This is a genomic window from Candidatus Paceibacterota bacterium (genome assembly GCA_041660505.1).
Lineage (GTDB): Bacteria > Patescibacteriota > Minisyncoccia > Phycocordibacterales > JACRKE01 > JBAZWG01.
The window spans coordinates 656,959-670,593 of sequence record JBAZWG010000001.1 but is presented as its reverse complement, the minus strand read 5'-3'; the positions used below and the strand labels follow the sequence as shown (position 1 = coordinate 670,593).

General features: G+C 50.6%; 11 protein-coding genes. 6 read left to right on the top strand and 5 right to left on the bottom strand.

Annotated features, from left to right (window positions below):
- Positions 1 to 2: 2 nt before the first annotated feature.
- Positions 3 to 908: a hypothetical protein gene (locus WC764_03565; protein MFA6006775.1), complete on the bottom strand. Its 906-nt coding sequence runs from the start codon at positions 906 to 908 to the stop codon at positions 3 to 5.
- 555 nt (positions 909 to 1,463) lie between these two features.
- The gene (locus WC764_03560; GenBank protein ID MFA6006774.1) at positions 1,464 to 2,504 is read right to left on the bottom strand and encodes a hypothetical protein; all 1,041 of its coding nucleotides are present in this window, start codon (positions 2,502 to 2,504) and stop codon (positions 1,464 to 1,466) included.
- A gap of 119 nt (positions 2,505 to 2,623) precedes the next feature.
- Here WC764_03560 and WC764_03555 point away from each other — a divergent pair, with 119 nt between their 5' ends.
- The 6 genes from WC764_03555 (at position 2,624) to WC764_03530 (ending at position 6,153) form a co-directional block, all read left to right on the top strand.
- Positions 2,624 to 3,352 carry a hypothetical protein gene (locus tag WC764_03555; protein MFA6006773.1) on the top strand — a complete coding sequence of 243 codons (729 nt, stop codon included), beginning with the start codon at positions 2,624 to 2,626 and terminating at the stop codon, positions 3,350 to 3,352.
- 60 nt (positions 3,353 to 3,412) lie between these two features.
- Positions 3,413 to 3,925, top strand: a complete 513-nt coding sequence (gene infC / locus WC764_03550) for a translation initiation factor IF-3 (protein MFA6006772.1) — start codon at positions 3,413 to 3,415, stop codon at positions 3,923 to 3,925.
- Positions 3,926 to 3,927: 2 nt separating this feature from the next.
- Positions 3,928 to 4,113, top strand: a complete 186-nt coding sequence (locus tag WC764_03545) for a 50S ribosomal protein L35 (protein ID MFA6006771.1) — start codon at positions 3,928 to 3,930, stop codon at positions 4,111 to 4,113.
- A 63-nt stretch (positions 4,114 to 4,176) separates the two neighbouring features.
- Positions 4,177 to 4,530, top strand: coding sequence for a 50S ribosomal protein L20 (rplT, locus tag WC764_03540; GenBank protein MFA6006770.1), 354 nt, complete (start codon positions 4,177 to 4,179; stop codon positions 4,528 to 4,530).
- 92 nt (positions 4,531 to 4,622) lie between these two features.
- On the top strand, positions 4,623 to 5,108 hold the full coding sequence (locus WC764_03535; protein MFA6006769.1) for a hypothetical protein: 486 nt from the start codon (positions 4,623 to 4,625) through the stop codon (positions 5,106 to 5,108).
- Positions 5,109 to 5,283: 175 nt separating this feature from the next.
- Positions 5,284 to 6,153, top strand: a complete 870-nt coding sequence (locus WC764_03530) for a deoxyribonuclease IV (GenBank protein ID MFA6006768.1) — start codon at positions 5,284 to 5,286, stop codon at positions 6,151 to 6,153.
- 8 nt (positions 6,154 to 6,161) lie between these two features.
- On the opposite strand, the gene WC764_03525 is transcribed toward WC764_03530, so the two are convergent.
- The 3 genes from WC764_03525 to WC764_03515 all read right to left on the bottom strand — a co-directional run bounded on the left by WC764_03525 (position 6,162) and on the right by WC764_03515 (position 13,591).
- Positions 6,162 to 7,646, bottom strand: a complete 1,485-nt coding sequence (locus WC764_03525; GenBank protein MFA6006767.1) for a LamG domain-containing protein — start codon at positions 7,644 to 7,646, stop codon at positions 6,162 to 6,164.
- Complete coding sequence (locus WC764_03520; GenBank protein MFA6006766.1) at positions 7,643 to 12,877, bottom strand: immunoglobulin-like domain-containing protein; 5,235 nt, start codon at positions 12,875 to 12,877, stop codon at positions 7,643 to 7,645. Before WC764_03520 ends, WC764_03525 begins: the two co-directional genes overlap by 4 nt.
- Before the next feature lie 75 nt (positions 12,878 to 12,952).
- A complete protein-coding gene (locus WC764_03515) occupies positions 12,953 to 13,591 on the bottom strand; it encodes a hypothetical protein (protein ID MFA6006765.1) in 639 nt (212 codons plus the stop codon).
- Positions 13,592 to 13,635: the final 44 nt, after the last annotated feature.

Sequence of the window (13,635 nt, the reverse complement as noted above, 5' to 3'; positions counted from 1 at the left end):
CTCTATCGGCGAAAGTACTTGTTGAGTCGGCGCGCCGCAGTTTGCAGATTGCGAAACATCCGCTCCCCGCGCTGGGGCTTGCCGAAGTTGAGCTTCGTCTTGAAGTTGACCAATTTCCCACCAATCCGAAGGTGGAGATCGACTTCGGCACTCCACTCGTTGCGGCCAAGGATTTCAATCTCCTGCCGCTCGAGGGTGGAAGCCTTGGGGAAATCCTCCACACCATACTTCAGCACGTGGTCGGAATACCCCGCCTCCCTCACGAGCGCCGCCATCATGAGAGAAACGGAGGCGAAGTTATCCTCGCTTCCGAACCATCTCTTGAGCCGGAGGCCTAAGTCAACCTTCGTCGGCTTTGGCGGTGGAGGCGTTGCCGCCTGTGCCTTCTCCGTTTCGCCTCGTGCTACTAGGGCAAGGCGTTCCGTCGGTGTGAGCGCCCTCGGCTCTGCCGGCTCCTCCGCCACTTCTAACATCGGCAGCAACTCAACCTCCGGCTCCACGACAATCTCGGGAATATCCGGCGCGAACTGCGCCTCGATCTCCTCGAGCGGGATACCGAGGTCGATTGGCGGAGGTTTAACCTCCGCCATCATGACCGGAGCTGGCTCGGTTGCGGGCGCGGGGACAGGAGTCGGAATCTCGACCTTGTCGGCCGGATGTTCTAGACCAGCCAGAAGGTCTTTCTCTTCTGGATCTTCCGCGTCCGTCGGAGGTTTAACCTCCGCCATCAGAGGCAGTGGTTCCACCTCGATCTTCTTAATGCACAGGTCTGGTGGTGGCGGTTTGGCTTTCAACATGAAGTCGATAATCGCCTTGCATACGGCAAGGAAATTATAGGTTTCCATGCCGGCTGGCAAATAGAGCCGGCTGGTGTAAAGCCTCTTGCCAGTCGTGGGTCGGCTGACCACAACCTTGATATAGACGACACCCGGGACGTACTGGGCGACGGACATATCAGGCGTGTCCTTCTCTACCCGCTTGTCTCCTGCCGGCTCGATGAAGAACTCCCCGAAAATTCCGGGGAGCATCGAGAGAACCATCCGGACAATCTTCATGACTGCGAGCAAAACCGGCAGACCATCTTTTTCCTGAAGCGTAAAGTCCATGATGAGTCCCCTTTCGAGCAAAGCTCTGTAGTGTTTTATGTTAAATAGTTTCAGTCAGTATTATTATGTCAAAACAGCGAGTACGGCCTTTACATCTACCATATTTATGGCCAAATGTCGACCTGATTAAACCAGTTTCAGAATCTCTTTATTGTCCGAGGTCTCGCCTCCGACACATACATCACCGCTCTGCTATAGCACAGAAATGATGTATATTAGAAACAAAAAAGACCACGTATTTTGCGTGATCTGTTTTGTTATTTGAGCGAGATTAAGATAGGTTCTTAATCTATCAGGCTCTCACTCGCTTGCCTCGCCCACCCCGACACTTCGTCGGGGTGGGCACACGGGGAAAGGCTAGCTCTTGTCGTCCTTGCCATCGAGGACCCGCAGGAGCTCGCGCGCCTGCTTCGCCTCGTCTTCCTGCTCCGAGAGGCGCTTCTTGATTTTTTCGGCCACATACATGGCCGCGGGCAACTCACACTCTAGGCGCGAAATCTCATCCTCGGCGACAACGAGCTCCTTCTCGAGCTCGAGAATGGGTCTCGCCTTCTCCTCAAGTTTGGCGAGGCGCTCGAGCCGGCGCTTGGTTGCGTCATCCTTCTCCGGCTCGACGCCGCGCACGAGCGCGAGCGCCTTATCTGTGACCTCGTAGGCGACCACAGCCTTCTTTGGGTCACCGTGCGCGTGGACCCGAACCAAGTACCCTCTGTTCACGAGGGCCTTGACGGTCCGGGACGACCACCGATCCACTTCTCTCCCGAGAAACTTCCCGAGGAGATTCGCCTTGATCACCTTCTCCCCGGCAGTTGCCTTCAAGAAAGCCTCGACTGCTCGCTTGACCCACACCGGGTCGTCGGCAGGGCTACCCTGGTACTTGGGCCTGGCCGGCTTGTTGCCGGTCTCGCCCTCGGTTGTGTTCGGTGCCTCCGGCGTTGGGACGCCGGTTTTGTTGGGATCTTCCATGGTATGTCCTCCTTGTTCCGGCACTGCACGCGCCAGAAATTCCGCGAAAGAAACCTTGGGTATTAGCTTCTTTCGCTTCTTGTTTTTGGTAGGTGGCCAGCGCAGCTTCGCGGTTGCCGCCTTGAGTTTGGCTATCACCTCCTCCTTTCGATAGCCGTTCTGGATGTGGAGCCACATAGTCCGCCTGGACTTATTGTCGCCAGGCTGGCAATCCAGCTCCACGGTGCCCACTGTGTCCGGTGCCAACTCCTCCTTCACCCGTACACCTTGCGTGTGGTGGGTACCGGTGATGGCCGGGCCGTGCATTACAAACCACCGCCCGCGGTAGCCAGCTATCCGCAACAGTACGCGGATCAGCTTGAGCATACCGGCTGGCAGGATGTGCTGGTGTGCACCCTGCAGGATTTCGACCGAAACAGACAAATTTCTCACCTCCTTTCCCTGTCTGTCAAAGTTCTTAGTCGGTTATACTATACCATGCTGTTGACTCTAAGTCAAACTGATTTCGAAATTGCTTTTTGGTGCTTCCTTGCTCTGTTATAATACTGAATATGACTAGTGAAAACATTTCTACAGAAACAGAGAAGCGTCCCGGGCTGGAACATCTGAATCCTGATATTAAACCTATCATGGCTTGCCTTGGCGATTGGTGGGATTATAAAGAACAGCCTGGACCGACATTGCACCTATCTAATATGGTTGAAAATGTTATACGGACAGAACTTGCGGAAAGAGAAAATAAACTTATAGAACTAAGCTTCTATGCCGACCCGAAGAAACTGACAGAAAAGCGTATCAAGAATGCCGGCGAGAAAAGTTATGTCATCTCCCCTGTCGACGGACGGGATAAGCTGTCGAAAGAATACGCCGACTGCACCGGGCTCGTTGTAACCGGCCAAGACAAAGAGCTCGGCGTCGATATTTCATTCCTAACCCATCAAAACCCGACATTCTTTTTGAAGAGCGACGAGAATAAAAATAAATTTATCGCAGACCTATCAAACAGCCTGACAGAAATAAAAGAGCGTTGCGAGCCGGGGACAATAGACGCCGTAATATTTTCCGGTTCATATTTACCGGGCATATCGCCTCATACCGGCAACTCATACCAAAAGGTACATGATGAATCTACGGCACTTATCACGAATGTTGTAAAAGAGGGTCTCGGCTTTAAACCGAGTATCATGGTTGAGCCAAAGGCAAGTCATGGGCGCGACGATGCGTATTATGAGAACGCAACACGCAGACTATTTATGATACGCCCCAAGCTAAGAGCATAGAGCCCAAATAAGCCTCGCCCGCTTGCTTTTTCCCCCATTCTGTACTATTATTTGCCTACCTTGTTCTATAAGAAAATACGCATAAATAACCAGATTACCGCGCCCGAATTACGGGTTGTTATGGGTGATGGTCAAAATTTGGGCGTTATCTCCATAAGCGAGGCGCTAAGAGTCGCGAAGGAGCAGGGCTTAGACCTGATCGAGATCTCCCCGACCGCCGTACCCCCGGTGGCGAAGATCATGGACTTCGGCAAGTATCAGTACCTCGAAAACAAGAAGCAGAAGGTGGCCAAGGCGAACGCCCATGTCTCGGAGCTCAAGATGCTCCAAGTGAAGGTGGGCACCGGCGACCACGACCTAGAGCTCAAGGCCAAGAACGCCTCCAAGTTCCTGAAGGAAGGGCACAAAGTTCACATCGAGCTCTTCCTCAAGGGCCGTTCCAAATATATGGAGTTCAACTTCTTGAAGGAGCGTTTGGAACGAATTCTGGTTCTTATCACCGAGCCGTTCAAGGTCACTGACCCGATAAAGAAAAGTATGAAGGGTTTAGCAGTAACTATAGAAAAACAATAATCATGAAAACAAAGAAATCAATGTCCAAGCGCTTCCGCGTGACCAAGAACGGCAAGGTCATCGGTCGCAAGCCCGGGCAAAATCACTTTAATGCCAAAGAGAGCCGTTCGAAACAGCTTCGCAACAAGCGCGGAGTCGAGCTCGAAGTGCGCCGCAAGGAATTATCGAGCTACCTCGTACTTCCATAAATCAAAAATAAAAAATCAAAGTTCAAATTTTGATTTTTGATATTTAATTTTTAAACTAAAGATATGGCCAGAATCAAGAAAGGACTAAACGCGCAGAAGCGCCGCAGAAACGTACTCAAGCAGGTAAAGGGTTATCGCTTCGGCCGCTCCAAGAAGGAGGCCGCTGCCAAGGAGGCCCTCGCTCACGCCTACCAATACGCCTTCGGCCATCGCCGCGACAAGAAGCGTGATATGCGCGCGCTCTTCCAGACCAAGATCGGCGCAGAATCGAAGAAACACGGCATCTCCTTCAGCAAGCTGATGGGCAACCTCAAAAAGAAGAACGTAGAACTCGACCGCAAAGTCCTCGCCACCTTAGCCGCAGACTATCCGAAGGTATTCGAAGCCGTGGCGCAATTGGCAATTTCAGGGATTTAAGATACCACCTCATCCTGGCCTTCTCCGAAGGAGAAGGGACAAATGCAAAGGGCACTAAATCAAGGGCTTTTTTGTTGTGTTCGTGTTAAAATATGAGCATGGACGACCTGTTGAACTATGCCAAACTGAAGGAAAACGCATTTAACTATTACAGAAACGTTCATATTGTATTTTCTCCTGCTCTCAATAAGGAAATTCACCTTCCGTCAGAAGGGTTCAATCATATTTTGTTCAAAAATCATCGAACCGAAAGAGAGCGTCCGTCTCAAATACTTCGGTTTAAGCTGCTACCATTGGCAATAAAGTTAATTGGCCTTTCTACTACCTATCAAGAGTTCGAGGAAACTGTACAGGAATTCTCGGTCAAAAGTCATAAAGCACGAATCCAAAAAACAAAATCGGTACATTATTGGGGAATTATTGCGATAATCGACGGTAGAAAAATCAAGGTTATAATTAGAAGGGTTGGCGACAATGGACTTCCTCATTTCTGGAGTATCGTTCCAGCATGGGTCACAAATAGGTATCGCGACACAAAGTTTTTTACGACAATGAAGGGGCATCCGGACGAGGATTAAAAAAACAAAAACACCCCGTTGTTACGGAGTATCTTTGTTGTGCCTGCCTTCAGCTTATGTATTAGCCGAACAGGGCTGACGCCCCACAAGCACATTGGTATTCTATCACAGCCGGTTTTTGATAGCAACTTTAAATTTCGCTCGCCTCTTTTAATCAATATGTTATAGTAATTGCATGCTTCAGAACCCACTTGGTGCTTTTTATTCTATCGCCGGCGGGGGGTACAAGGGCGCTTTTGAGAGTGCCGTGGCCGATGGTGCCACTGCCCTACACATGTTCGGCAAGAGTCCTCGCTCGGGAAAACTTAAGGGCGAATTTAAATCAGAAGCGGCCGAGGCTCTCGCCTACTTCAAGACTAGCCCACTTACGTACGGCGTATTGCATGCCTCGTATCTTTTAAATTTCGCCAAGAAACAGCCTCGCGATTCTTATCAGTTCCAACTCTTGGAGGAAGATTTGGCCATCGCCTCGGCCTGTGGATTAAACGGTGTCGTCCTTCACATGGGTAAGACGGTTGGTCAGGATCCGGCTGTGGCGCGAGAAAATTTCGAGAAACAAATTGCGAGTATCTTGCCTACAGCCGAAAAACTTAAAGTAGATTTGATATTAGAAAACACCGCCGGCCAAGGCACAGAAATCGGCTTTGCGTTTGAAGATTACGGCACGATATTCAAGAATATTCTGAAGCATCATAGGTCTAAACATCTCAAAGCCTGCCTGGACACCGAACATTCATTCGCCGCCGGCTATGATTGGACGAATGAAAAATCTGCCAGCGAAGCACTGGATTTATTCGATAAAACAGTCGGGCTGGAACATCTGGCCTGCGCGCACTTTAACGATTCTAAAAACCCGTGCGGCTCCAGGCTCGACAGACATGCAGATATAGATCGAGGCGAAATTGGTAAAAAAGGATTGAAAAACTTCATCGAGCTCTTGAATAAAAAAACCGGCGGATTTATTCCTCTTTTATTAGAAACACCGGCCGAGTCGCCATCGTATCAGTACAAACAGCAGATGCAGGAAATCAGAAGCTGGTTTTAATAATTCTGCTATTTACCCAACCGATAGAGCTGATATATTTCGTTTGCCGACAGTGCGCGGTTGTAGATGCGGACGTCATCTATTATTCCATTAGCTGATGAACTAGCTGGGCACGCGGCGACTGCAGAGTTGCCACCGATTGCGAGATTTTTGGCAGTTCCCGTATCGACTGTCCCTGTTACCGCTACGGGCGATCCTATAGCTATACCATCAATGTAAATATAAATATTAGAGCCGTCATAAACGCCTACGACATGAGACCATTTATTTAAGATGGCTTTACCTGTAGCAACAGCGTCATATTGAGTATCAACAGGGGCAACCGAATACTTCCAACTAGAACCATTTCGCCATAATACATACATAACATTGCCGTCTGTATGAACCTTATATACGAAATTTTTACTGGCAATCACACTCGTAGGTTTAATCCAAGCTGATATTGTTTGACTGCTGAAGCTGTTTAATGAGGCTGTCTGAGTTACCGTAAAACAATTTGTTGACCCATCGAGCTTCATTGCCTGACCGATCTTTCCTGCGATAGGCAGAAGGGATCCTGTCGCTATTGCTGTATTGTTATTGCCGCTTTTGTCCAGCGCCGCCGTTGCCGTCATATCTTTGCCGTCGAACGTCCAGTAACCTATCAATCCGGTTTTTAGATTATTCGGCTGTGAAATCTGTGAAGAATTAGTTGTGATTTTCGCACTTGCTGTTTGACCCATGGCGGCCACAGAGTTAATAACTATTTTTGCGCTTCCATATCGATATAATGTATAAACCTCACTCTCGGAGAGTGCGCGATTATAAATTCGCGTATCATCTATTTTGCCGAGCCAGCTTGCGCTGGGACTACCCGTATCAACGCCACCGATGACAGCCTCTCGCGTTCCGGTGTTGGAACTACCGAGACTTGCGTTGGTCGATGAGTTTTTCAATATGCCATCTATGTAAATCTTGACTGTAGTTCCCGATTTGGTACAGGCGACGAAATGCCATTTTGAGTCCCTATATTCGCTACTACTATCGATTGCGTATGTAAAAGTCTCCGGAGAACCGGACCTAACCTCACAACCAATTCCCGCAAAACCATCTATTTTTGTACCAATAAACCATGCCTGTTGGCCATTGTATTTAGTTGCAATATATCGCTCCTCTGAAGAACTTTGCGTATTTGTGAACCACGATGATACCGTCCAGTTTGCACCCGCATCGTAACTACCACTATTACCGACGTCCACGTAACCGGTCGAACCATCGAAACTCAAAGCCTGTGCAATCTTTCCCACCCCAGCCGTGCCGCCAACACGAGTGCCGGTTCCACCAAGACTTCCTCGGTTCGTGACAGTACCACTCGTTATGTCCCTTGAGTCGAATGTCCACCAGCCAACAAGCCCACTGGTGATGTTGCCCAGCGTAGGTGAAATAACAAATGCGGCGTGAGCGGGCAAGGCCATGAAAACAAGGGGGAGAAAAATTGCCAGTTTGAGTCTCATGGTGTGGTTGTAGTTGCATTTGGATCTATTACGTTTACCGTTCGTATCTGCTCTATTGCTTTATTCCCCGCCGAGTCCGTGGCATTATACATAACTTCATGTGCGCCCAATATACTGGTGTCTATCTGATCGCCCGTTGTAATTATGCCGAGATTGTGATCTACATTGTCTGTGACTGTCGCCCCCATATCGCTGTAGCTTGAACCTACGTCTATCGTTGAAGGATTAAGACCTGTTATCGTAACAACCGGAGCCTCATTGTCCGCCGATGAGGCGGATGTGTCGGCAGATGACGTACCCGAAGCAGTAGGCTCAACTGCCGGAGTCGAATTAGAATTGGAAATATTCGCTGTGGCGCAATCTCCAGAGGCAGTCGCCGGCGCACCGTTCATTATATAGAAGCAGTAAGCGGCGCCGGTAGCTTTATCGAAGAGCGTCACGCCGGCCGGCCGTGCTGATGAGCCAACAGTCAAATCTTTTATTACAAGTTTACCGTTCTCGTCCAAACTCCAATTGCCTGATACTGAAGTGAGCTTAGAAACATTCGTGATAGCTTGGCCGGCGAGGTCCAAGTTGCCATCGGCAAGATTAGGCGAAAGCTTCTGATAGCCGAGATTGACGAATACCAAGATTTTACCAATATCACTGCCACCGTTACCGTTATAATTTTCTAGCGCGATACCGACAGTCTGACCGGAAGTTGTCGCCTTCATACCCACGCCCGCTACTGATGATAAAGTTATGTAGTCGCCAATCTTAATCTCTCCGCCTTCAAGATTAACCTTCGTCGGTACGCGACCGGAAAGTGCTACGCCGACGGTTGTCGAAGCACCGCTCGTATCGAGATCCCTTCCACCTAGAACCATGCCGGGCGCTGTTGTCACGATACCAAGTAGTGTGGTACTGGCGGTCTTAGACGCGCGCTCGACAAAGGCGGGATGCAGTGGGTCAAGAGAGACAATCTCTCCGGCCACAGGGCTCCCCATCGAAGGATATCGCTCCGCGACGTCACCATAACTCGCATGTGCGCTGTTGTAATAGATATCCCCCGCCGTAAGCGCTCGCGCACAATCGGTACTGCCGAATCCAATACACAGCCCGCCATTGCTCACAATGAGAGGTGTGGTTTCGTTGTTGTTTATACCCAGAATGTCAGGCGAAGTTGTGCCAACGACAATCTTATAGTTGGTTGGCGAGCCAGCCGTCACGGTCGTGCTCGCAAACACCGTGAGCAGGTCTGTATCCGCTATCTGTGCAGAATATGAGAGCTGGATATTTGCCGTGGTCGTCGAGGTCGGCATATTTATCCACGAAACCGCGCCGGCATCTTCCTCGAAGCTAGCGGCACCGACATTCAAAAAGCTGATGGTGGTCGTGCCGGAATTATCAACGGAGAAAATAGTGGTGGATGCGCTGTCCGATATCTCGAAGGCTCGGCCCGTCGTCGTAGAGTTGCCCCAAACAGAGAGCGCAGCATATGGAGTAGAGGTACCGATACCGAGCATGCCGGCAGTATTATTCCATGTCAGATTAGAATTTGCCGCCAGGGCATTACTGGAATTAAATTGGATGTTGCCGGATACGCCCGCTGGGGTGGCTCCACCGACGAAACATTCGCCGTTCATAAGAAGACATCCGGCAGCCAAATCGATGCCGTTTGCGAACGTGGAGGTGGCGTTGCCGATAACAGCGAGACCGGTTGTGGTCGCCGTGCCTGACACAACAAGGTTGGTGGTCGAAGCTGTTACAAAGGTGAACATGGTCGTACTCGCGTACGGGAACAATGAAGCCGTAGATGTGGTCGCGGTGAAGTATGATGAAACTATCTGACCCAAGACAGAAAGAGGAGCGTAGGGCGAGGAAGTACCAATACCAATCATCGCACTGTCGGTCATTATTATATTTTTATGGAATAGCGCTAACCCGCCAAACAATTCAAATCTGGCACTAAGGTCGGTGCCGAGCGTAGACGTACCGGAGTTGCCGACAACTATAACTTCACCCGGATCTGTCGGATAAGCGATTAGATTATCTGTTGTCGTAGACCAACCGCCGCCGATAGCATCCCCGCCAGCAATGCCGTCCGCCCACACCGGCACGCCGGCAACGGAGGCGGTAAGCACCTTGCCCGAGCTCCCTATATCAAGTTTGTCGAGTACATTATCGGCGCTTGCATAGAGGAGCTGGCCCTTGGTCCAGCTTGTCTGACCTGTACCACCATTCGCGTAACTTACAGCAGTTCCGTTCCATGTACCGGAGGTAACAGTTCCTATAGCGGCTCCGCCGGAGACTGTCAAAATGCCGGTTACCGTCTCGTTGCCAACAACTCTTAATTTATCTGCCGACGGCGCACCGCCGATGCCGATATTCTGGGAGCTATCGATGCGCAATGCTTCCGTATCGTTAGTCTTGAGAACCAATGGATATGCACCCCCGATAGTGCCAATTCTGACCAAAGACTCAAAGAAATCGAAATTCATGGTGCCGAGGCCGTCGCGAGAAAGGTGCGCACGATTGTTGGAGTCCGGGAACCAAGAGAGCCCATCGGTGACATTGGTGAGAGCCAGATGGGATGAGGTTGCGTATGCGGCAGAAACATCTCCAAAATAGGATGTAGACGATGCCATTATCCCGGCTGTCAGCCACATTGGAGTTGACGTCGAGTTGACATTAACACCGAAGTTCTGCACCGGATTGAATATAAATGTACCGGCACCGCAGATATTGCCTGAACCGGAGACGACACCCGCAGAATCAACCTGCAAACATTGAGTGGTAGCGCCGTTGCCCGCGCCGGAAACAGTAAGCGCCGTAACAGAGGTCGAAGCCATAGCGCTGACGCCGTTTACCGAGAGTCCGTTCCAAAGCGAGGTGTTACCGGCGACAGAGAGGTCGTGTGTGCTGAAGATGTCTCCGGCATAAATAGAGCTTGCCGCAAGTCCTGCGTCTGCCAGAGTACTTGAAGCGGCAGAGAGACCTATCAAATCAAGTGCCCCAGCAATCTGCGTACGAGCGGTGGAGGTGTAGAATATGGTGTCGACGGCATTGAATGCCACGTCTTCTCCTCCGAGAGTATATATGTATCCATTGGCAGTAACCGAAGCGCCGTAGTAGGAAGTGCCTGGCATAGATGTGTCGACACTCCACGCACCGACACTGCCACCGGCATTCAATTTTGCTCGGTACACAGTACTCACTGGTGTACCGACAATATCACTATACCCGCCCATGACATATAGATAGCCGTTAACAACAACGGCTGTAGACCCATCTGCGGTGTCGGGCAAGTCGCTTGCCGTAGCCCACGCGCCGGTCGTGCCATCACTGTTCGCCTTGGCGTAATAAACTTTATTCGAGGAACAGTTTACATCTCCACAACCACCAATAGCATAAATATAACCGTTTGCAGTAACGAATGTTTGATAAGATATTGGCTCTGGCAGAAGATTTACTCCGGTCGCCCATGCTCCAACAGTGCCGTCGCCATTTATTTTAGCCGAGTAGATCGCATCAGACCCACCGAAGGCGAAAATATAACCATTGACCGATACCGCAGAAACACCATATTTACCTGCCGACTGAACGGTCGTCGCATTCCACGCGCCAAGTGTGCCATCTCCGTTAATCTTAGAATAATAGGTGTTACCAGAGCCAGTGCCATCTATTATATAGATGTATCCGTTTGCGACGACCGAACCACCGTTTAAAAACGCTTCCGGTAAAAATGTTGTAGTACTCCAAACCCCAACACTGCCATCACTATTGAGTTTGGCGTAAATGACGTCGGTATTATTAGTGCCACCAATCGAATATATATAACCATTCGCCACAACCACACTATGCCCTTCGATTATGCTCGGTAGGACCGTTCCATTCGTCCTCCAAGCGTCGAGCGCGCCATCGTTTGTGGAGTTCAAGGCTGTGGTGCGGTAGTTTACGTCTAGGCCGTGAAGCGGAGATGATGTGCCGATGCCGAAACGGCCGTTCGTGTTGTCCCAGACCAGAGACGATGTAGCATCAAGAGCGTCTGCGGTGTTAAATTGTATCTGACCCGTGGAGCCGGCAGGCGTTGCACTACCTCCCCCGCCAACGCAAGTGCCGTTGACCGCAAAGCATCCGGCCGAGAGATTAATACCATTCGCGCCGGTCGAGGTAGAGTTACCGGTGATGGCGAGGGCGGAAGTGGTGGTGGTGGCGGAAACTGTAAGATTGGTGGTGGAAGCGGTCGTGGCCCAGAAATTGGTAGCGAAGAAGCTGGTACTTGTTGCGTTGCCCGCAACGAGCGAAGACGAATACATATTCGTCGTAGTCGCGTTGGTAGTCGTCGAATTAACAGCGGTGAAATTCTGGAGGGTGGTGGAACCGGTTGCGAGCAGATTTGGTGTGGTCAGAAGCCCGGTTGAATCGATGGTCGTGGTGGCAGTACCGCCTACCCACAATCTGTTCGCCACAGAGAATATTGTAGATGATGCGGATGAGCCCCCACTGCCGGCGCACGAACCATCAGGCAATTTGTAACAACCGCTTGCGATACTGATGCCGTTTGCGAATGTTGAAGTTGCTGAACCCGAAACTGTGAGATTGGTGGTCGAGGCTGTCTCGGCGGTAATCATTGTAGTACTTGCGTACGGTGCAGACAATAACCCGGAGAGACTGCCTCCGCCGGTAGGCAGATAGCCTGTAATGCTTGAGCTCGTGATAGTACTGCCCGAAATATCAACGCTGTTCAAAGCGTCTATTCTGGTGGCCTGGCCGATGGTCTGATAAATAGCAGTCGTCTGCAGACTGCTTGATCTGGAGTTGGCGAATATCTGCGCCGTCAGTTTATTCTCGAGCTGGTTGAGTTGGGTTTGGAAATCGTATTGGGAAATAGTGCTCGGACTTTTCGCAATAATAGTAGTCTTTGTGATTGTCTTCTGCTTCGCCAGAGTGGAAGTGAGAAGGTTCATCGCCTTTTGTAAGGCCGAGAGATTTTTCGACAGAGAATTTAGCGGATTGAATACGGTAACAGCCGCGAGCGGAGCAACCGGCGCAAGAGTAGGAGAAAGAGCAGGAGCGGGTGCGGGGTTAATCACCGGCGCTGGCGGTGTGTAGACCGGCGGGACGACACTGGCGGTCAGGACGGGCGCCTGCACAGTACGTGTCGGAAGCGGATTATTCACAGTCGGTACAACAGGTAGAGAGGCCAAGAGCGAAGCCCCAAGCACCGCGAGTTGCTTTAATAAATCCATGGTTATATTGTACTAAAAAAACGCTTCGCTAGAAACGTTTTTTCAAGAATATTGGGGATAAGTCCCGTTAGAAATTTACATCCCTTTCGCGGGTTGGGTGGAGGCGCCGGGGACAGGCTCATGAACGGCGGCTTTGTCTATCTTTATGAGATCGATGAGACGCTTGACCAGCTTCTTGGGGTCGGCATCATAGATCACTTTTTTATTATCTTCGGCGCGATGGCTTTTCTCAATGATGAGCTTGATGATGTCGTCCGTCTCCCATTCCGAGCTTGTCAAAATGCCTATCGGTTTATTATCTTCGAAGGCGACGGTAAACTCGTGCAGGGTTCCCACGCGGCCGGGGCCGATGACTATGGCGTCCGCTGTACGTATCATCAGGATGTCGCGGCCGGGATAGCCGAGGCCAGTGTAAATTGTTAAGTCTAGATAGTCTAAAGGCAAACCGTAATAATCAACATGCTCCGCCTCGTTGAAGGCCGGCGAGATGCCTATCGAGAAACCGCCAGCGTCTTTGCACCCCTTGGCCGCCCAGAGCGGGATACCCGTCGTAGCGCCAGAAATCATGATGGCGCCTTGGCGTGCTATCTCGCCACCCACTATTTCAACACTATCAAGCACACCTTGCGGGAGGAAGTCGGTTTTGGCCGCGCCGGAGATGGCTATCTTGATCTTCTCGTGAATATGCTTGGAGGCGGGAGGAGTTTTTTCCATAGTTTTTAGTTGGTAGTTTTCCCGCCTGCCATCGCCTGAAGCTC

Bases quoted from the DNA above. Each gene is read 5' to 3' on its own strand.
- WC764_03555 (MFA6006773.1), top strand. From the start codon at position 2,624: ATGACTAGTGAAAACATTTCTACAGAAACAGAGAAGCGTCCCGGGCTG.
- WC764_03545 (MFA6006771.1), top strand. From the start codon at position 3,928: ATGAAAACAAAGAAATCAATGTCCAAGCGCTTCCGCGTGACCAAGAAC.
- rplT (MFA6006770.1), top strand. From the start codon at position 4,177: ATGGCCAGAATCAAGAAAGGACTAAACGCGCAGAAGCGCCGCAGAAAC.
- WC764_03535 (MFA6006769.1), top strand. From the start codon at position 4,623: ATGAGCATGGACGACCTGTTGAACTATGCCAAACTGAAGGAAAACGCA.
- WC764_03530 (MFA6006768.1), top strand. From the start codon at position 5,284: ATGCTTCAGAACCCACTTGGTGCTTTTTATTCTATCGCCGGCGGGGGG.
- WC764_03525 (MFA6006767.1), bottom strand. From the start codon at position 7,646: ATGAGACTCAAACTGGCAATTTTTCTCCCCCTTGTTTTCATGGCCTTG.
- WC764_03520 (MFA6006766.1), bottom strand. From the start codon at position 12,877: ATGGATTTATTAAAGCAACTCGCGGTGCTTGGGGCTTCGCTCTTGGCC.
- WC764_03515 (MFA6006765.1), bottom strand. From the start codon at position 13,591: ATGGAAAAAACTCCTCCCGCCTCCAAGCATATTCACGAGAAGATCAAG.